This window comes from Actinomadura sp. NPDC000929, assembly GCF_040492065.1.
Taxonomy (GTDB): Bacteria; Actinomycetota; Actinomycetes; order Streptosporangiales; family Streptosporangiaceae; genus Spirillospora; species Spirillospora verrucosospora.
The window spans coordinates 1-16978 of sequence record NZ_JBEUPA010000166.1 but is presented as its reverse complement, the minus strand read 5'-3'; the positions used below and the strand labels follow the sequence as shown (position 1 = coordinate 16978).

At 74.5% G+C, this 16978-nt stretch carries 16 protein-coding genes; 4 read left to right on the top strand and 12 right to left on the bottom strand.

Going from position 1 to position 16978, the window contains the following annotated elements; translation table 11 throughout:
* From ABWI04_RS36355 to ABWI04_RS36340, 4 genes are all read right to left on the bottom strand, one after another.
* On the bottom strand, positions 1–486 hold a 486-nt coding region (locus ABWI04_RS36355; protein ID WP_353835225.1), incomplete at its 3' end, for a GntR family transcriptional regulator.
* A gap of 21 nt (positions 487–507) precedes the next feature.
* Positions 508–1281, bottom strand: coding sequence for a maleate cis-trans isomerase family protein (locus tag ABWI04_RS36350; RefSeq protein ID WP_345182341.1), 774 nt, complete (start codon positions 1279–1281; stop codon positions 508–510).
* Between the two features lie 35 nt (positions 1282–1316).
* On the bottom strand, positions 1317–2078 hold the full coding sequence (locus ABWI04_RS36345) for a maleate cis-trans isomerase family protein (protein WP_345182343.1): 762 nt from the start codon (positions 2076–2078) through the stop codon (positions 1317–1319).
* 16 nt (positions 2079–2094) lie between these two features.
* Positions 2095–2577, bottom strand: coding sequence for a DUF3830 family protein (locus ABWI04_RS36340; RefSeq protein ID WP_221493891.1), 483 nt, complete (start codon positions 2575–2577; stop codon positions 2095–2097).
* Between the two features lie 308 nt (positions 2578–2885).
* On the opposite strand from ABWI04_RS36340, the gene ABWI04_RS36335 reads away from it, so the two are divergent.
* Together ABWI04_RS36335 and ABWI04_RS36330 are read left to right on the top strand one after the other, a co-directional pair.
* A complete protein-coding gene (locus tag ABWI04_RS36335; RefSeq protein ID WP_502913207.1) occupies positions 2886–3899 on the top strand; it encodes a D-2-hydroxyacid dehydrogenase in 1014 nt (337 codons plus the stop codon).
* 2 nt (positions 3900–3901) lie between these two features.
* The gene (locus ABWI04_RS36330) at positions 3902–5302 is read left to right on the top strand and encodes an amidase (RefSeq protein WP_353835224.1); all 1401 of its coding nucleotides are present in this window, start codon (positions 3902–3904) and stop codon (positions 5300–5302) included.
* Here ABWI04_RS36330 and ABWI04_RS36325 read toward each other — a convergent pair.
* Positions 5289–6302, bottom strand: coding sequence for an alcohol dehydrogenase catalytic domain-containing protein (locus ABWI04_RS36325; RefSeq protein WP_353835223.1), 1014 nt, complete (start codon positions 6300–6302; stop codon positions 5289–5291). The genes ABWI04_RS36330 and ABWI04_RS36325 overlap by 14 nt on opposite strands.
* Before the next feature lie 125 nt (positions 6303–6427).
* Between ABWI04_RS36325 and ABWI04_RS36320 the strand changes: the two genes are divergently transcribed.
* Positions 6428–7126, top strand: a complete 699-nt coding sequence (locus ABWI04_RS36320; RefSeq protein ID WP_353835222.1) for a TetR/AcrR family transcriptional regulator — start codon at positions 6428–6430, stop codon at positions 7124–7126.
* On the opposite strand, the gene ABWI04_RS36315 is transcribed toward ABWI04_RS36320, so the two are convergent.
* The 4 genes from ABWI04_RS36315 to ABWI04_RS36300 all read right to left on the bottom strand — a co-directional run bounded on the left by ABWI04_RS36315 (position 7117) and on the right by ABWI04_RS36300 (position 12270).
* Positions 7117–7746 (bottom strand): DUF1707 SHOCT-like domain-containing protein, encoded by a 630-nt coding sequence (locus ABWI04_RS36315; RefSeq protein ID WP_353835221.1) that lies wholly within the window; start codon positions 7744–7746, stop codon positions 7117–7119. The two genes, ABWI04_RS36320 and ABWI04_RS36315, sit on opposite strands and share 10 nt — an antisense overlap.
* Before the next feature lie 36 nt (positions 7747–7782).
* Positions 7783–10065: an FdhF/YdeP family oxidoreductase gene (locus ABWI04_RS36310; RefSeq protein WP_353835220.1), complete on the bottom strand. Its 2283-nt coding sequence runs from the start codon at positions 10063–10065 to the stop codon at positions 7783–7785.
* A 62-nt stretch (positions 10066–10127) separates the two neighbouring features.
* Positions 10128–11213, bottom strand: a complete 1086-nt coding sequence (locus tag ABWI04_RS36305; RefSeq protein WP_345182357.1) for a S1C family serine protease — start codon at positions 11211–11213, stop codon at positions 10128–10130.
* 76 nt (positions 11214–11289) lie between these two features.
* Positions 11290–12270 (bottom strand): phosphotriesterase family protein, encoded by a 981-nt coding sequence (locus ABWI04_RS36300; RefSeq protein ID WP_345182360.1) that lies wholly within the window; start codon positions 12268–12270, stop codon positions 11290–11292.
* Between the two features lie 133 nt (positions 12271–12403).
* On the opposite strand from ABWI04_RS36300, the gene ABWI04_RS36295 reads away from it, so the two are divergent.
* A complete protein-coding gene (locus tag ABWI04_RS36295; RefSeq protein WP_345182362.1) occupies positions 12404–13039 on the top strand; it encodes a TetR/AcrR family transcriptional regulator in 636 nt (211 codons plus the stop codon).
* 15 nt (positions 13040–13054) lie between these two features.
* On the opposite strand, the gene ABWI04_RS36290 is transcribed toward ABWI04_RS36295, so the two are convergent.
* The 3 genes from ABWI04_RS36290 to ABWI04_RS36280 form a co-directional block, all read right to left on the bottom strand.
* Positions 13055–14299 (bottom strand): multidrug effflux MFS transporter, encoded by a 1245-nt coding sequence (locus ABWI04_RS36290; RefSeq protein ID WP_353835219.1) that lies wholly within the window; start codon positions 14297–14299, stop codon positions 13055–13057.
* A 29-nt stretch (positions 14300–14328) separates the two neighbouring features.
* Complete coding sequence (locus ABWI04_RS36285; protein ID WP_353835218.1) at positions 14329–14937, bottom strand: malonic semialdehyde reductase; 609 nt, start codon at positions 14935–14937, stop codon at positions 14329–14331.
* Positions 14938–15053: 116 nt separating this feature from the next.
* Positions 15054–16775 (bottom strand): TRAFAC clade GTPase domain-containing protein, encoded by a 1722-nt coding sequence (locus ABWI04_RS36280; protein WP_353835217.1) that lies wholly within the window; start codon positions 16773–16775, stop codon positions 15054–15056.
* Positions 16776–16978 lie beyond the last annotated feature (203 nt).

The following is a 16978-nucleotide window of genomic DNA, read 5'->3' as shown; positions in this document are numbered from 1 at the left end:
CAGCAGCGTGTGCGCCATCCGCTCCAGCCGCGGGCTGCCCGACGAGCTGACCAGCACCTCGTGGAAGGCCTGGTCGGCGTCGCTCATCGCGACCCGGTCGCGCTCGCGGGCGGCGGCCACGAGCGCCTCCAGCGCCTCGGTGAGCCGGGCCACCGCCTCGCCCCGGTTGCGGTCCATGATCAGCCGGCAGGCCTCGCGCTCGATCGCGAGCCGGGCGAGGTAGACGTCCTCCACGTCCCCCTCGTCCAGCGTGATCACGAACAGCCCGCGGTGCGGCTCGCTGACGAGCAGCCCCTCCTGGACGAGCCGCTGCATGGCCTCGCGCAGCGGTCCGCGGCTGATGCCGAGGCGCGCGGCGAGCTCGGCCTCGCCGAGCTGCGCGCCGGGCTCCAGCGACCCGTACATGATCGCCGAACGCAGCTCGTCCGAGACGATCTCCACCGTCGACTTGCGGGGAACAGGCTCCAGCTCACCCAGTCGGCCCATGCGCGGTTCCCTTTCGTCTTCTCATGTCTGCCAGGCATGTCGCCCGTGCAGGGGGGCGGCGGCGGGGACGGAGAACAGCCGGCCCAGCCCGGTGCGCGGCGGGAGACCCTCGGGGCCGGACGCGAGCCGCAGCCCCTCCCAGACGCTCACCTGGTTGGCGGTCAGCACCGGCTTGCCGACCCGCGCCTCGAGCTTGTCGAGCCAGGACACCGTGTGCAGCGCGGTGTCGGGCACCAGCACCGCCTCGGCGTCCGGATGGTCGTTGGCCGCGACGAACGCCAGCACCTCGTCGCGGCCGAGGGTGCCGACCTCGGCGGCGGTGACGATGCCCCGGCAGGACAGCGCCACCACCTCGATGCCGGCGTGGGCGAGGAACGCGACGAACCGCTCGGCGACGTCGGCGGGATAGGTCGCGGCGACCGCGACCCGGGTCACGCCGAGCGCCCGCGCCGCGTGGACGAACGCGAACGACGTGCTGGACGCGGGCACGCCCGCCGCCTCGCGCACCCCCGCGACCTGCTGCGCGGCGCCGTCCCAGCCGAACACGAAGCTTCCGCTGGTGCACGCCCAGACGGCGGCCTTCACGCCGAGGCCGCGAAGCGTGCGGGCCCCGTCGCCGAGCACGTCGGCGCCGCCGATGTCCAGCAGCGCGTCGACGCGGTGGGCGTCCTCGCGCATCAGCGTGTGCACGACCGGGAGGCTGACCTCCCCGAGGGCGCGCTCGATGGCGGGGTAGTCGTCCTCGGCGCTGTAGCCGGGGTAGAGGAACCCCGCGCGCAACCCGTTCTGGCGCATGTTGTCGACAATCCTACCTTTGGAGATCATGGCGGCTAGGCCGCCGTGAAGGGAGCGAGGCCGACCAGGGACTGTCCGGGACCGGACGCCGACCGGCCCATGGCGCGCAGCGCCGAGCACATCGTCACCTGGTTGGCGGTCAGCACCGGCTTGCCGATCATCTGCTCGAGCGGCGCGATGATGTCGTAGGTCGGGACGTTGGTGCAGCTGATGAAGACGGCCTCGGCCTCGGGGCAGTCCACCGCCGACACCGCCGACACGATCTCGCCGTAGCCGACCTTCCAGATGTGGCTGAGCAGCCCCAGCCCGACCGAGGACACCACCTCGACGCCGTGCTCGCCGAGGAACGACACGAGCCGCTCGGTGACGGCGTCGATGTAGGGCGTGACGACCGAGATGCGCCGGGCGCCGAGCAGCCGGAGCGACTCCACCAGCGCGCCCGAGGTCGTCGTCGAGACCGGCGCGCCGGCCCGCAGCATCGACTCGTGCAGCTGGAGCTCGCCCGCCTTGCCGCGGATGAAGCTGCCCGACGCGCACGCGTAGGCGACCGCGAGCGGCTCGGGGGCCAGGACGTCGCGGGTCGCCTGCCGGACGATCGACTGGTCCGACAGCGCCGAGGCCATCTCCACCGTGACCGGGACCGGCACGTACGGCAGCCGGGTCATGAACAGCGACACGTCGTCGGGCGTCCAGCGCCACAGTTCCCGGTCGAGGGCGAAGTCGAAAGGCGCGACCACCCCGATGCCGTGCTGGGCGAGCAGCTCTGGGCCGACGACCAGCGAGGGGTCGAATGTCATCTGCGCGGCCGCCACTCTAGGACTCTGCGCGCGCGTAGAGGAGGCGCTCGCCGACGCCGCCGGACCGCCACACGTCGTTGCACGCCTCGGCCATGCGGTCCAGGCCGTCGACGATCGTCGCGTAGACGTTGCCGGGGACCCAGCCGACGTCCCCGTTCAGCAGCAGGTTGTTGCGGCCGTAGAAGATCGCGAGGTCGATGACGCCGGGCAGGGCGTGGATGTTCTTCTCCTCCTTGAACTTCCGGTCGAGCATCCCGCCGGGGAAGGAGAAGTAGACGACGTCGCCCGGGATCGGGGTGACGGTGGGGTTCTCCAGGCCGACCTCCTCCTCGGAGAACCGCTCGACCATCGTGTACACCTCGTTGCGGGCGTACTTGGCGTGGTAGGCCTCGCCTCCGAGCGGTAGAGCGTTCCAGACCGCTTCGCAGGTCCTCGGCGCATCCTTCTCCAGGAGCTCCGCGACACAGGAGACGCCGCGGCGCTCCAGAGTGATGGTCATGAGCTTGGGCATGCTGACCTCCCCGTGAACAGGGGTGGGCGAGAGCGTCGCCACCCGAAGGACTCTCCATGTTCGTGGGAGGACGACGTCCCCCCACACCCCCGACGGGGGCTGTTAGAGCGCTCTGGGATCCGTCCTGGCCCTGCTGGGCACGGGTTGCGACGGTCTTGCAGCACATATCCCACTGCGGTGGCCGGGGCCGCGGTCCACCGCGTTGATTGTTGACAATCCTACGAACGGTTCCTAGCGTGTCAATGCCTCCCGCCGTTGCCTTCTCGTAAACTCCGCACACCCCGGAAGTGACGCCGATGGACCCTGCTCAGCACGCATCCGGTGGCCCGCCTGACGTGGTGGTCCTGCTGGGCGACGTCGATCCGCGCGGCATGGAGGAGGCGGAGAGCCTCGCGCGAGTCCGTTACGTGCGTGAAACAGAGCTCGCGGCGGCGCTTCCCGGCGCCGATGTTCTGTTCATGTGGGATTTCCTCTCGGACGCCGTGGCCGGCGCGTGGCCGGAGTCCGGCGGCCCCGGATGGGTCCACATCGCCAGCGCCGGCGTCGACCGGCTCATGTTCCCCGGGCTCGTCGACAGTGACACGGTTGTCACCAACTCGCGCGGCGTGTTCGACGAGCCGATCGCCGAGTACGTCCTCGGGCTCGTGCTGGCCTTCGCCAAGGACCTGCACACCACCGTCCGCCTCCAGGGCGAGCGGCGCTGGCGGCACCGCGAGACCGAGCGGATCACCGGCGCCCGCGCGCTGGTCGTCGGCACCGGCCCGATCGGCCGTGCGATCGGCCGCCGCCTGTCGGCGGCGGGCCTGGTCGTCTCCGGCGCCGGGCGCACCGCCCGCGACGCCGACCCCGACCTCGGCGTCGTCCACCCGATGGAGCGGCTGGGCGAGGCGCTCGCCCGGGCCGACTACGTCGTGCTCGCCGCGCCCCTCACCCCGCAGACCCGGGGCATGATCGACGCCGCGGCGCTGGAGCGGATGCGCCCGTCCGCGCGGCTGGTCAACGTCGGGCGCGGCGGCCTGGTGGCCGAGGGCGACCTCGTCGAGGCGCTGCGCGCGGGCCGGATCGCGGGCGCCGCGCTCGACGTCTTCGAGGACGAGCCGCTGCCGGAGTCCTCGCCGCTGTGGGAGATGCCGGGCGTCATCGTCTCCCCGCACATGTCCGGCGACGTCGTCGGCTGGCGGGACGAGCTCGTCCGGCTCTTCGCCGACAACCTCGGCCGCTACGTGTCCGGCCGCCCGCTGCGCAACGTCGTGGACAAGCGCCTCGGCTACGTGGGCCCGGAGCGGGCGGCATCACACCAGAGGGGGTAGCCATGGCCGATGCGGCCGATCTGACCGCGACCGAACTGCTCGCGGAGTACCGGGCGGGGGCGCTGTCCCCGGTCGAGGCCGCCGGGGCCGTGCTCGCCCGGATCGAGCGGGACGATCCGGAGCTCAACGCGTTCTGCCTCGTCGACGAGGAGACCACCCTCGACATGGCGCGGGCCGCGACCGAGCGGTGGCGGCGCGGCGCGACGCTCGGGCCGCTGGACGGCGTGCCGGTCTCCATCAAGGACGTCCTGCTCACCCGCGGCTGGCCGACGCTGCGCGGATCCAGGACGATCGACCCCGCCGGCGCGTGGGCCGAGGACGCGCCGTCCGTGGCCCGCCTCCGCGAGCAGGGCGCGGTGTTCGCCGGCAAGACGACGACGCCGGAGTTCGCCTGGAAGGGCGTGACCGACAACCCGCTGACGGGCGTCACGCGCAACCCGTGGGACCCCTCCCGCACGCCGGGCGGGTCGAGCGGCGGCGCGGCGGCGGCGGTCGCGGCGGGCATGGCGCCGCTCGCCCTCGGCACCGACGGCGGCGGCTCGGTGCGCATCCCCGCCGCGTTCACCGGCACCTTCACGATCAAGCCGACCTACGGCCGCATCCCGCACTACCCGGCGAGCCCGTTCGGGACGCTCGCGCACATCGGCCCCATGACCAACACCGTGGCGGACGCCGCCCTGCTGCTCGACGCCGTGTGCGGGGCGGACGGCCGCGACTGGTCGTCGCTGCCGCCGCCCGACGTGCCGTTCGCCGAGGCCGGAGCCGGGCGGGACGACCTGACCGGCCTGCGCGTCGCGTTCAGCCCGGACCTCGGGTTCGCGGAGGTCGACCCGGAGGTCGCGGCGCCGGTCGCGGCCGCCGCCGAGGCCTTCGCCGAGCTCGGCGCGAAGGTCGAGCAGGTCGACCCCGGCTTCGGGGACCCGGTCGCGGACTTCGAGGTCCTGTGGTTCGCGGGCGCCGCCAAGGTCGTCGAGCACCTGTCGCAGGAGGAGCGCGGGCTGCTCGACCCGGGGCTGCGGGAGATCTGCGAGCGGGGCGCGCGGTACTCGGCGCTGGACTACCTGACGGCCACGGCCCGGCGCATGGAGCTCGGGCGGATGATGGGCGTGTTCCACGAGCGCTACGACCTGCTGCTCACCCCGACGACGCCGATCGCCGCGTTCGAGGCCGGCCTGGAGGTCCCGCCGGGCTCGCCGTCCCCGCGCTGGACGGGCTGGACCCCGTTCACCTACCCGTTCAACATGACCCAGCAGCCCGCGGCGAGCCTGCCGTGCGGCTTCACCTCCCGCGGCCTGCCCGTCGGCCTCCAGGTCGTCGGCGCCCGCCACGCCGACGCCCTGGTGATGGCCGCGTGCGCCGTCTACGAGCGGGCGCGGCCGTGGAGGCGGTTCACGGGAAGGTGATGACGGCGCGGCCCCGGTGGACGCCCTCGTCCATCGCGGCGAGGACGCCCGGGGCCTCGTCCAGCGTGACCGGGACGACCTCGGGGACGATCCCGTGCGCCACCGCGAACGCGAGGGTGTCGCGCAGGTCGTGCGGGGAGCCCGAGGGCACGCCCATCACCCGCAGCCGGCCGCTGACCAGGGCCATCGGCGGCACGCTCACGTTCTCGGCGCCCATGCCGAGGTAGAGCAGGGTGCCGTCCGGGCGCAGGCCGCCGAACGCGGCGAGCCCCGTCGCGGTGGCGGGCGCGGTGTTCACCACCAGGTCGGCGCCGCCCCACGCCCGCAGCGCCTCGGCGGGATCCTCCTCGTCGGTCGCGACGAACAGTTCGGCGCCGAGGCCGAGCGCCTCCTTCTCGGCGCGGCGCGACCGCGACACCACGGCGACGCGGGCGCCCATCGCGGCGGCGAACCGCTGGGCCATCGTCCCGACGCCGCCGGTGCCGAGCACGGCCACCTTCGACCCGGCGGCGGCCCCGGCCTGCCGGAGCCCGTTGAAGGCGGTGAGGCCGGCGCACATCAGCGGCGCGCCGGCGACCGGGTCCAGGCCGTCCGGCAGCGGCGTGACGAACCCGGCACGGCCGACGAAGTACTCGGTGTACCCGCCGTCGCGGTTGACGCCGGTGACCTGCTTCGGCGCGCCGGTGCAGAGGATCTGGTCGCCGCGGGCGCACTGGTCGCAGTGGCCGCAGGACCCGTACAGCCAGGCGGCGCCGACCGCGGTGCCGACCTCGGGCCAGTCGACGCCCTCGCCGAGAGCCGCGACGACCCCGCTGATCTCGTGTCCGGGGACGACGGGGAACGTTCCGAACGGGTAGTGGCCCCGCAGGTGGTTGACCTCGGAGAAGCACATCCCGCAGGCGGCGACCCGCACCAGGATCTCGCCGGGGCCGGGCCGGGGCTCCTCGCGCTCGACGATCTCCAGCGGCCCGCCCGGGGCGGTGAGCACGGCGCTGCGCATGGCGGCGCCCCCTCTCGTGTCGTGACGGCCGGCCGGCCGTTCTCTAACATCGGTATAGCAAGAACTGTACCTACGCTATACGACGCAGCATAGCGCTGCTCGAAAAGTTTTGTAACATCGTTGTTGTGACCGCTCAGAGGGATCCCCGCACCCGCGACCGCATCCTGCGCGCCGCCGCGCGCCTGCTCACCGAGGCCGGCGGCGAGCCGGTCTCGACCCGGGCCGTGTGCACCGCCGCGGGGGTCGGGGCGCCGACGCTGTACCACCACTTCGGCGACAAGCGCGGCCTGTTCGACGCCGTCGCCGCCCACGGGTTCGAGGAGTACCTGGCGGGCAAGCGGGCCCAGAGCGGCACCGGCGACCCGGTCGAGGACCTGCGCCGCGGCTGGGACCTGCACATCGAGTACGCCGTCACCCATCCGGCGTTCTACACGCTGATGTACGGGACGCCCCGCACCCCGCCCGCCGCCGGCGAGGCCTACGGCATCCTGCTGGGCCTGGTCGAGGCCGCGGCCGCCGCGGGACGGCTCCGCGTCCCGGTCGCCACCGCCGCCCGCATGATCCACGCCGCCGGGGTCGGGACGGCCCTCACGCTGATCGCGAACCCGTCCGGCGGCGGCGCCGACCGGGACGCCGCGGTCCGCACGCGCGAGGCCGTCCTCGCCGCCGTGACCTCGGAAGGCGACGGCCCGGCCGACGCCACGCCCGCGGCGCGGGCGGTGGCGCTGAAGTCGGCGCTGCGGTCAGCCCCGCCGGCGGGGCTGACCCCCTCGGAGGCGGCGCTGCTGGGCGAGTGGCTGGACCGCCTGGCCGATCAGTCCTGAGCGGTCCCGTCCCCGCGCGGCCTGCGGCGCTTCACGCCGACGCCGCCCCAGAACGCCAGGCCCTTCACGACCACCGTGGGGGCGCCCGGCACGCCGGGCCCGCTCGCCCGCTGGTCGAACCCGCCCATGATCCCGAGCCCGTCGACGTGCACGGTGACGTCGTCCGGCACGATGATCTGGAATCCGCCCATGATCGCCAGGGCCCGGATCGTCACCCGGCCCTCCTCGAACCGGGCGTCCCTCAGATCGATCTTCCCGCCGCCCCAGAAGGCGAACGCCCTGAAGCGCGGGGGGACGTTCCACACGCCCGCCCGGCGGAACCCGCTCATGATCGCGATGCCGCGGCGCCAGGACGGCGCGCCGGGGACCGGCCGCCAGCCCGCCCCCGTCGCCGGGGGAGCCGCCCGGCCCGGCGACGGCAGGTCGCGGGTGATCGGTTCGAGCTCCCCGTAGGTCTTGGCGGCGTACACCGCGTCCAGCCGCTCGTCCAGCTCGTCCAGCGTGAGCCGCCCGTCGCCGGCCGCGTCCCGCAGCACCTGCGCGACCCGCTCGCGGTCGGCGTCACCGGCCCGCATCTCCGGCGCTCCGGGCGTTCCGGGATGCTCGGGGAGGTTCGTCATGCCCGCAGCCTAGACCGGCGCTCCGCGCCGCGGCAGTCAGGGCGCGGCCGGCTCCAGGCGGACGACGACGGACTTGGACGTGGGGGTGTTGCTGATCTCCGCGGTGCTGTCGAGCGGGACCAGGACGTTCGCCTCCGGGAAGTAGGCCGCCGCGCAGCCCGGCGCGGTCGGGTAGGAGACGGCGCGGAAGGCGGGGGCGCGGCGCTCGGCGCCGTCCGGCCACTCCGAGACCAGGTCGACGGTCGCGCCGTCGGCGATGCCGAGGCGGTCCAGGTCGGCGGGGTTGACGAGCACGACGCGGCGTCCGGCCTTGATGCCCCGGTAGCGGTCGTCCAGGCCGTAGACGGTGGTGTTGTACTGGTCGTGGCTGCGGAGGGTCTGGAGCAGCAGCCGCCCCTCGGGGACCCGCAGGACCTCCAGTTCGTTCACGGTGAGGTTGGCCTTGCCGGTCGCCGTCGGGAACCGGCGCTCGTCGCGGGGAGCGTGGGGGAGCGTGAAGCCGCCCGGCTCGCGGAGGCGGGCGTTGAAGTCCTCGAAGCCCGGGACGACCCGGGAGACGTGGTCGCGGATCACGTCGTAGTCGCGCTCCATCGCCTCCCAGCCGATGTCCGATCCGGGCAGCACGGCCCGCGCGAGCCGGCAGACGATCGCCACCTCGGACAGCAGGTGCCCGGACGCCGGTGCGAGGCGGCCGCGGGAGGCGTGCACCATGCCCATGGAGTCCTCGACGGAGACGATCTGCGGCCCCGTCTCCCGCACGTCGCGCTCGGTGCGGCCGAGCGTCGGGAGGATCAGCGCCACCTCCCCGGTCACCGCGTGCGACCGGTTGAGCTTGGTCGACACCTGCGCGGTCAGCCGGCAGCGGCGCAGGGCCGCCTCCGTCACGGCGGAGTCGGGGGTGGCGCGGACGAAGTTGCCGCCCATGCCGAGGAACACCTTCGCCCTGCCGTCGCGCATGGCGCGGATCGCCCCGACGGTGTCCAGGCCGTGCTCGCGGGGCGGCTCGAACCCGAACTCGGCGGCGAGGGCGTCCAGGAAGGCGGGCTTCGGCCGCTCCCAGATGCCCATCGTCCGGTCGCCCTGCACGTTGGAGTGGCCGCGCACCGGGCAGACGCCCGCGCCGGGCCGGCCGATGTTGCCGCGCAGCAGCAGGAAGTTGACGATCTCGCGGATGGTCGGCACGGAGTTGCGGTGCTGGGTGAGGCCCATCGCCCAGCAGACGACGATCCGCTCGGCGGCGAGGACGTCGCCCAGCGTCGCGGCGATCTCCTCGCGGGTGAGGCCGGTCGCCTCCAGCACGTCGTCCCAGTCCAGGCCGAGGGCGTGCTCGCGGAACGCCTCGAAGCCGTGCGCGTGGGCGTCGAGGAACTCCCGGTCGAGGGCCCCGGGCGCCTCCGACTCCAGCAGCATCCGGTTGAGCGCCTGGAACAGCGCGAGGTCGCCGTTCAGCCGGATCTGCAGGAACCGGTCGGCCAGCACCGTGCCGCGCCCGGCCATCCCGGAGGCGCGCTGCGGGTTCTTGAACCGCATCAGCCCCGCCTCGGGCAGCGGGTTGACGGCGATGACGCGGGCGCCCTCCCGTTTCGCCCGCTCCAGCGCCGACAGCATCCGCGGGTGGTTCGTCCCGGGGTTCTGGCCGACGACGAAGACGAGGTCGGCCCGGTAGAGGTCCTCCAGCAGCACCGAGCCCTTGCCGATGCCGATCGTCTCGCTCAGCGCCGACCCGGACGACTCGTGGCACATGTTGCTGCAGTCGGGCATGTTGTTCGTGCCGAACGCCCGCGCGAACAGCTGGTAGGCGAACGCCGCCTCGTTGCTGGTCCGCCCGGAGGTGTAGAAGACGGCCTCGTCCGGCGAGTCCAGGGCGTTGAGCTCGGACGCCAGCAGCCGGAACGCCTCGTCCCACGACACCGGCTCGTAGTGCCCGGACCCGGCGCGCTTCACCATCGGCTCGGTCAGCCGCCCCTGCTGGCCCAGCCAGTGGTCGGAGCGCCCGGCCAGCTCCTCGACGCCGTGCTCGGCGAAGAACTCGCGGGTGACGCGCCGTGCCGTGGCCTCCTCCGCGACGGCCTTCGCGCCGTTCTCGCAGAACTCGGCGGCGTGCCGGTGGTCGCCCTCGGGCCAGGCGCACCCCGGGCAGTCGAACCCCTGCTTCTGGTTGACGCGCAGCAGCGTCAGCGCCGTCCGCCGCACGCCCATCTGCGCGTGGGCGTGGCGCAGCGCGGCCGTGACGCCGGGAACGCCCGCCGCCCAGGTCTTCGGCACCGAGACCTCCAGTTCGGAGTCGTCGAAGTCACCGGCGGGCGCCTTGCGCGTCATGGGGCACATCCTCGTGGTCGGCCGACACCCCCACTGTCGCACGCCGGCGCCGGTCCGGCGCGCTACTGGGGCGGGCCTTCCGTCAGGTGGACCGTCCCCGCCCTCCGGTCGCCCCGGCTCGTCGTCCACTCGATCCGGACGGTGTCGCCCGGATGGCGGGCCAGCATCAGGCTCGTGAGAGTGGACGGCGCGTCGACCGCGGCGCCGCCGAAGGCGACGATGACGCCCCCGACCGGGACCCCGGCGGCCTCGGCGGGGGAGCCGGGCACGAGCTCGGCGACCAGCGCGCCCGGGGAGCGGCCGTTCGGGCGGACCTTGACGCCGAGCAGCGCGGTGCGGCCGATGTGCACGGTCGAGGACGCCTCGCCGCGCTGGATCTGCCGGGCGGTCTCCAGCGCCCGGTCGGACGGGATCGCGTAGCCCCGGTGGTCCTCGCGCTTCCGGGCGTCCTTCACCGAGAACCCGGCGGACGCCGCGGTGTTGATGCCGATGACCTTGCCGGAGGTGTCCAGCAGCGGCCCGCCGGAGTCGCCCGGCCGGATCGGCGCGTTCGTCTCGATCAGCCCGGTGAGCCGCTCGGAGGTGCCGGTGCTGTCGTCGCGCGCGGTGACCGACTGCTCCAGCGCGGTGACCTTGCCGGTGACGACCGTGGGCGTGCCGCCCTTGCCGCCCGCGTTGCCGACGGCGGTGACGGTGTCGCCGACCGCGACGCCGCCGGCGGAGGCGAACGCGGCGGTCTTCAGCCGGGTCGCGCCGGACAGCCGGATCACCGCGATGTCGCCCGCCCGGTCGTAGCCCACGACCTGCGCCGGGTAGCCGCGCCGGTCGTCGACGTCCGTCCCCCTGATGGCGGTGGCGCCCTGGATGACGTGGTTGTTGGTCAGCACCAGGCCGGACGCGGTGAGCACGATGCCCGTCCCGGCGGCGCGGGTGCCGTTCAGCGTCTGCTCGGTCTCGATGTTGACCACGCCCGGCCGCCGCCCGCTGGGCTTGGCGTTCTGGTGGCGGGTCGGCGCGGCGGACGGCGGGACGTCCTGAGGGCTCTCGCTCTCCACGACGCGGCAGCCGGGTGCGAGGAGGGCCAGGAGCGCCACCAGCAGCAGGGGGACCGCGGCACGGGCGCGGCGGCGCCTGGAGTCCTCGCTCACCTGGTTGCCTCCTCCCGCAGGTTCCTCCCATGATTCCCGATTCCATGGGATTAGACCGAAAGAGGAGGAGGCAAACTCAGCCGGTGAAGTAGCGCCGGGGGTTCTCCACCAGCATCTGGTCGATCTGCGCGTCGGAGACGCCGGCGGCGCGCAGGGCGGGCAGGACGACCTCGCCGATGTGCCGGTAGTTCCAGTTCGGCTGCAGCGCGGGCACCGTCGCCGGGTCCGGGCCGAACCAGTCCATGAAGCAGGACGCGTCGTGGCTGAGGACCATCCGGTCGGCGTAGCCCCGCTCGCACAGGGCCGCGACGGTCGCGACCCGCTGCTCGGTCGTGTTGAGGATGTCGAGGCCGAAGCGGTCCATGCCGAGGATCGCGCCGGTGTCGGCCAGCTCCATCAGGTAGTCGAGGTCGTTGCTGTCGCCCGCGTGCCCCACGACGACCTTGGCGAGGTCCACGCCCTCCTCGGCGAGCAGGCCCACGACCGTCCGGCCCGACCGGGTCGAGCTCTCGGTGTGCACGGTGACCGGCGCCCCCGTCTCCCGGTGCGCCGCGGCGACGGCCCGCAGCACCCGCTCGACGCCGGGCGTGAGGCCGGGGGCGTCCACGGCGCACTTGAGGAACGCGGCCTTGACCCCCGTCCCGGCGATGCCCTCGGTCAGGTCGCGGGTGAAGTCGGCGATCATGGGGTCGGGGCCCACGTCCATCATCGTGCCGGGACCCCGGTGGTGGAACTGGAACGGCACGTCGTTGTAGGTGTAGATGCCCGTCGCCACGATGATGTTGAGCTCCGGCACCTGCTCGTTGACCCGCTGGATCCGGGGGAGGTACCGGCCGAGACCCCACACCGTGGGGTCGGCGATGGTGGTGACGCCGAGCCCGGCCAGCTCGCGCAGCTTGCCGACCGCGTCGGCGACCTTCTCCTCCTCGTCCCACCAGTCGCCCGCGCCGTGGTTCTGGACGTACTCCGCACCGAGCACGAAGACGTGCTCGTGCATCAGCGTGCGCCCGAGGGCTGCGGCGTCGACGGGGCCGCGGACGGTTTCAACTGCGGGCATCGATTCTCCTGCGGTGCGCGGTGATGCCGGGGGTTTCGACATCGGCCCGGGGGGCATACCGACTGGTCGGTTTCTGGCAAGCTAGAGCGCGGAACGCACCGGAGTCAACGCGGCGCGCGAAGGAGGTGCCAAGGTGGCCCAGTCCGAGTCGGGGCCCGGCCCCGCGCCGGAGTCGGCGGCGCCCGTCCGGCAGAGCGCGGTCGAGCGGCGGATCCTGGACGCGGCGCTGCGGCTGTTCGCCGAGCGCGGCTTCGACGGGACGCCCGTGCAGAGCGTCGTGGAGGCCGCCGAGGTCACCAAGGGCGCGCTGTACCACTACTTCGACTCCAAGGACGACCTGCTCTACGAGATCTACCACTCGCTGATCGCCCGCCAGCTCGCCGACCTCGGGGCGGTGCTGGCGCGGGGGCTGCCGCCGCGCGAGGCCGTCCACGCGGTGCTGACCGGGCTGATCCGCAGCACCGCCGAGCACATCGACGAGGCGAAGGTGTTCGCCCGCGAGATGCACCGGCTGGACCACGCCCGGATGCGCTCGGTCCGCGCCGACCGCCGCCGCTACCACGTGACGTTCCGGAACCTCATCGAGCAGGGCCAGCGCGACGGCGTGTTCGGCACCGGGACCCCCGCCGAGACGATCACGATCGTCGCGCTCGGCATGGTCAACCAGATGCCGTCCTGGTACCGCGCGGACGGCCCCAAGCCCGCCGCCCGGCTCGCCGACGAGGTCGCCGGGTTCATCCTCGGCGCCCTGGACCGGCCCGCGGACTGACGGCGGGACGCGGTCTCAGCTCCGCTCCGCGGCCTGCGGGGCCCGGGAGGCGGCCGCGGCGGCGGCCGCGGCGAGCACCGCCAGCGCGGCGATGGTCACGGCCATCGGGACGGCGGTGCCCGGCCCGGCGACGCCGGCCAGCGGGGCGGCGGCGCCGCCCAGCGCGAACTGGGCCACGCCGAGCAGCGCCGACGCGGTCCCGGCCACCCGCGGCGGGCGTCCCCGCAGTGCCAGGGCGGTGGCGTTCGGGCCGATCAGCCCCTGCCCGGCCGCGACGAGGAACAGCCCCGGCAGCACCCCGCCGAGGCCCCACCCGGCGAGGACCGCGGCCACCAGGACCGCCCCGCCCGCGGCGACGACGGCGAGCCCGGCCGCCAGCAGCCGGGTGAGGGCGACGCGCCCGGCGAGCAGCGCGCCCGCCTGCCCGGCCGCGACGATGCCGAGGGAGTTGACGCCGAAGGCGACGCTGAACCCCTGCGGCGACATCCCGTAGATGTCCTGCAGCACGAACGGGGATCCCGAGATGTAGGTGAACAGCGCCGCGAACGACAGGCCGATCGCCAGCCCGTACCCGGTGAACGCCCGGTCCCGGACGAGCGTCCGGCAGGCCGCGGCCGTCGCGCGCAGCCCGCCCGTCTCGCGCCGTCCGGGCGGCAGCGTCTCCGCCAGCCCGAGCAGCGACCCGAGGAACAGCGCGACGCCGATGCCGGCGAGGACCGCGAAGACGCCCGGCCACGGCACGACCCGCAGCAGCTGGCCGCCGAGGACGGGCGCGAGGATCGGCGCCAGCCCGTTCACCAGCATCAGCACCGAGAAGAACCGGGCCGCGGCGGCGCCGTCGTACAGGTCCTGGACGATCGCCCGCGCGATCACGATCCCGGCCGCCCCGGCGGCGCCCTGCACCAGCCGCAGCGCGATGAGGGTCTCCACGGTCGGCGCCGCGGCGCACAGCAGCGACGCGACGGCGTAGGCGGCGAGCCCGGCCAGCAGCGGGCGGCGGCGGCCGAGCCGGTCGCTCAGCGGCCCGGCCACCGCCTGCCCGGCGGCGAGGCCGACGACGCACGCGGTGAGGGTGAGCTGCGTTCGCGCGGCGCCCGTGGACAGGTCCGCCGACATCCGGGGCAGCGCCGGCAGGTACATGTCGATCGACAGCGGCGCCAGCGCCGTCAGCGCGCCCAGCACGAGGACCAGCACCGGCCTCCGGCCGGCCGCGGGGGGATCGGACAGCTTGGAGCCGGCAGAGGCGGCCGCCTGGGTCATGGGGGGTCTCCAGCGGGGGCGGGGGAGGCTCAGACGGTGGTGATGACCTGGGCGGCGTCGAGGCGCGGGTTGCGGGCGTGGAAGGCGTCCGGGGCGGGCCGTCCCGCGTTGACCACGGCGATGGGGCGGACGTTGCCCTCCGGGAAGAACTCCTTCTCGACGGCGCCGGCGTCGAAACCGGTCATCGGGCCCGCGGCGAGACCGGCCGCGCGGATGCCGAGGATCAGGTAGCCGAGCTGGAGGGCGGCGTTGAAGCGGGCCATCGCCGGCCTGCCGGGGCTGTCCCGCAGGGCCTCGCGGGCGCCCTCCCGGTGCGGGAACGTGACCGGCATGTGCTCGTGGAAGTCCTCGTCGGCGGCGGCGATGAGGGTCAGCGGGGCCGTCGCGGTCTTGGCGCGGTTGCCCTCGCTCATGAGCGGGACCAGCCGCTCGCGCGCCTCCCGGCTGCGCACGTCCACGATCCGCAGCGGCTGGCTGTTCATGGCGGTCGGGGCCCACCGGACCAGGTCGTAGATCGCGCGCACCTGGTCCTCGCCGACCGGCTCGCCGGTGAAGGCGTTGGCGGTGCGCGCCTCGCGGAACAGCAGCTCCTGGGCGGCGGGGTCCAGGACCAGCGGGGTCTGGGTCGCGGTCGTCATCGTGCGATGCCTCTCGGACGGGAACTCTCCGAAGGGTCAATGCGATGACGGTCCGTTATCTTCCGCGTCAGGAAGTGGGGTGCGCCACACCCGGGGGCGGCCGCGGCGGCGGCCGGTCAGAACGGGAGGCGCTCGGCCGCCGCGACGAGCGCGCCCGCGATGGTGGCGACGGTCAGGACCGACACTCCGGCCAGCACCGCCCAGCGCCCCGCCTGGTACCCGGCGGGGACGCGGCCGGCGTCGCGGCCGCGCACGGGCCACGGGGCGCGCAGCGGCGCCGTCCCCGGCGGCTCCGGAGGGACGTCGGCGGGCGCGCGGGCGCCGTCCGCGGCGTCCGCCGCGGGCAGTCCGGTCACCCAGCCGAGCAGGTCGGCGACGGCGGCGGGCTCGGTGTCGAGGCCGGAGGCGAAGTACCGCACCTCGGCGGCGACCTGGTCGAGCGTGCGCACCGTGTTGCCCAGCCCGACGCGGTCGAGCCATGCGCGCGGGCCGGCGTCCGGGTCGAGACCGCGCCCGATCTCCGTGCGCAGCAGCAGGTCCGTCTTGGTGACGACGACGGCGACGCGCTTCTGCCGCCCCTGGTCGGGACGCGAGCGCAACTCGTTCAGCACCCGCTGGAGGGTGTCGGCCGGGTCCTCCTCCGACGAGGCGGCGGCCTCGTCGACGAGCTCCCTCTCGTCCCCGGTGAGCGACCGGCGGAGCTGGGGGAGCGCGAACGGGTCGACGACGAACAGCAGCGCCTCGCTGTGGTCCAGGTAGCGCAGCGACTCGACCTCCGTCGCGCCCGTGTAGTGCTCGCCCGCGGGGTCGAACAGGTAGAGGATGCGCCGCGCGCGGCCCGGCAGCTCGACGTCCACCATGGTCGCCAGGGGCAGCTCGGGGCCGGTCTTGGCGAGGCGCCCGCCGCGCTGGAACTCGCGTATCGCGCCCGCGTACGCCTGCGCGTGCCGCTGCTCGACGAACGACAGCCGCCCGTGGACCGCGCGGGCCCGCGCGTGCAGGGCCCGGATGCCGAGGACCATGAACGTGGTCTTGCCGGCGGCCGGCCCGCCCACGAACGGCAGCGGCTCCACGCGGACGCGCCCGATGCGCTCGGGCAGCCGCCCGCCGCAGTGCGGGCAGTACGCGGCCAGCCGGAAGCGCCCGAGCGGGACGGTCGTGGGAAGCCGCGCCCCGCAACGGCACACGTGCCGGAACGCGCCTCCGGCCCCCGGCGAGAGGCGCCGGTGCCGCGCCCCGCAGCTCGGGCACGCGTACTCCGGCAGCCCGATCCGCTCGTAGCAGAAGGGGTGCGGGCACGTCTGCAGGATGCGGGCGTACCCCATGAAGACGCGCTCGACCGCCGCCAGGACCAGCACGCACGCCAGCCACGACGCCAGCCCGACCGCGGCGACCAGCCCGTACAGGATCGTCAGCGCGAGGACGAACACCGCCGCGGGGACGGCGGCGGCGACGATGCCCGCGCACAGCGCCAGCCAGACCGGGAAGACGAAGAAGCCCCACGGGCCGCCGAGGAGCGTCCGGGTCAGCCTCAGCACGACGCCCCGGGCCGTCCGGTACACCTGCGGGACGACCGTGCGGCTGATCGTCCACCAGTCGCGCCACACCTGGCCGAGCAGGTAGTGCCGGTAGGCGACGGCGGGCTCGGCGACCGGCGACGGCCCCTCCAGCGTGGACGGCGCCAGCGTCCGGCACGCGTGCAGGCAGTACAGGCCGAGCGCGGCGGCTCCGGCGACGACCAGCGTCGCGGCGAACAGCACGGGGAACACGTACAGGAACCCGAGCCACATGGCGCCCGCCCACACGGCGATCAGCAGCAGCACGATGACGGGGTTCACGGCGCGCCCTCCGCGAGAAGGGCCCGCAGCTCGGCCCGCAGCTCGGGGCGGCGCGCCAGATGGGAGTCGAGCTGCCTGGCCGCGAGCCACCGCCGGGCCGCCGCCCGTCCACCTCGTGCCCCGCCCGGAGCCCGTAGAGGAACGGGCCGGTCGGCAGGACGGAGAGGTCCCCGTAGGCGGCGCGGGCTTCGCGGTAGTCCTTC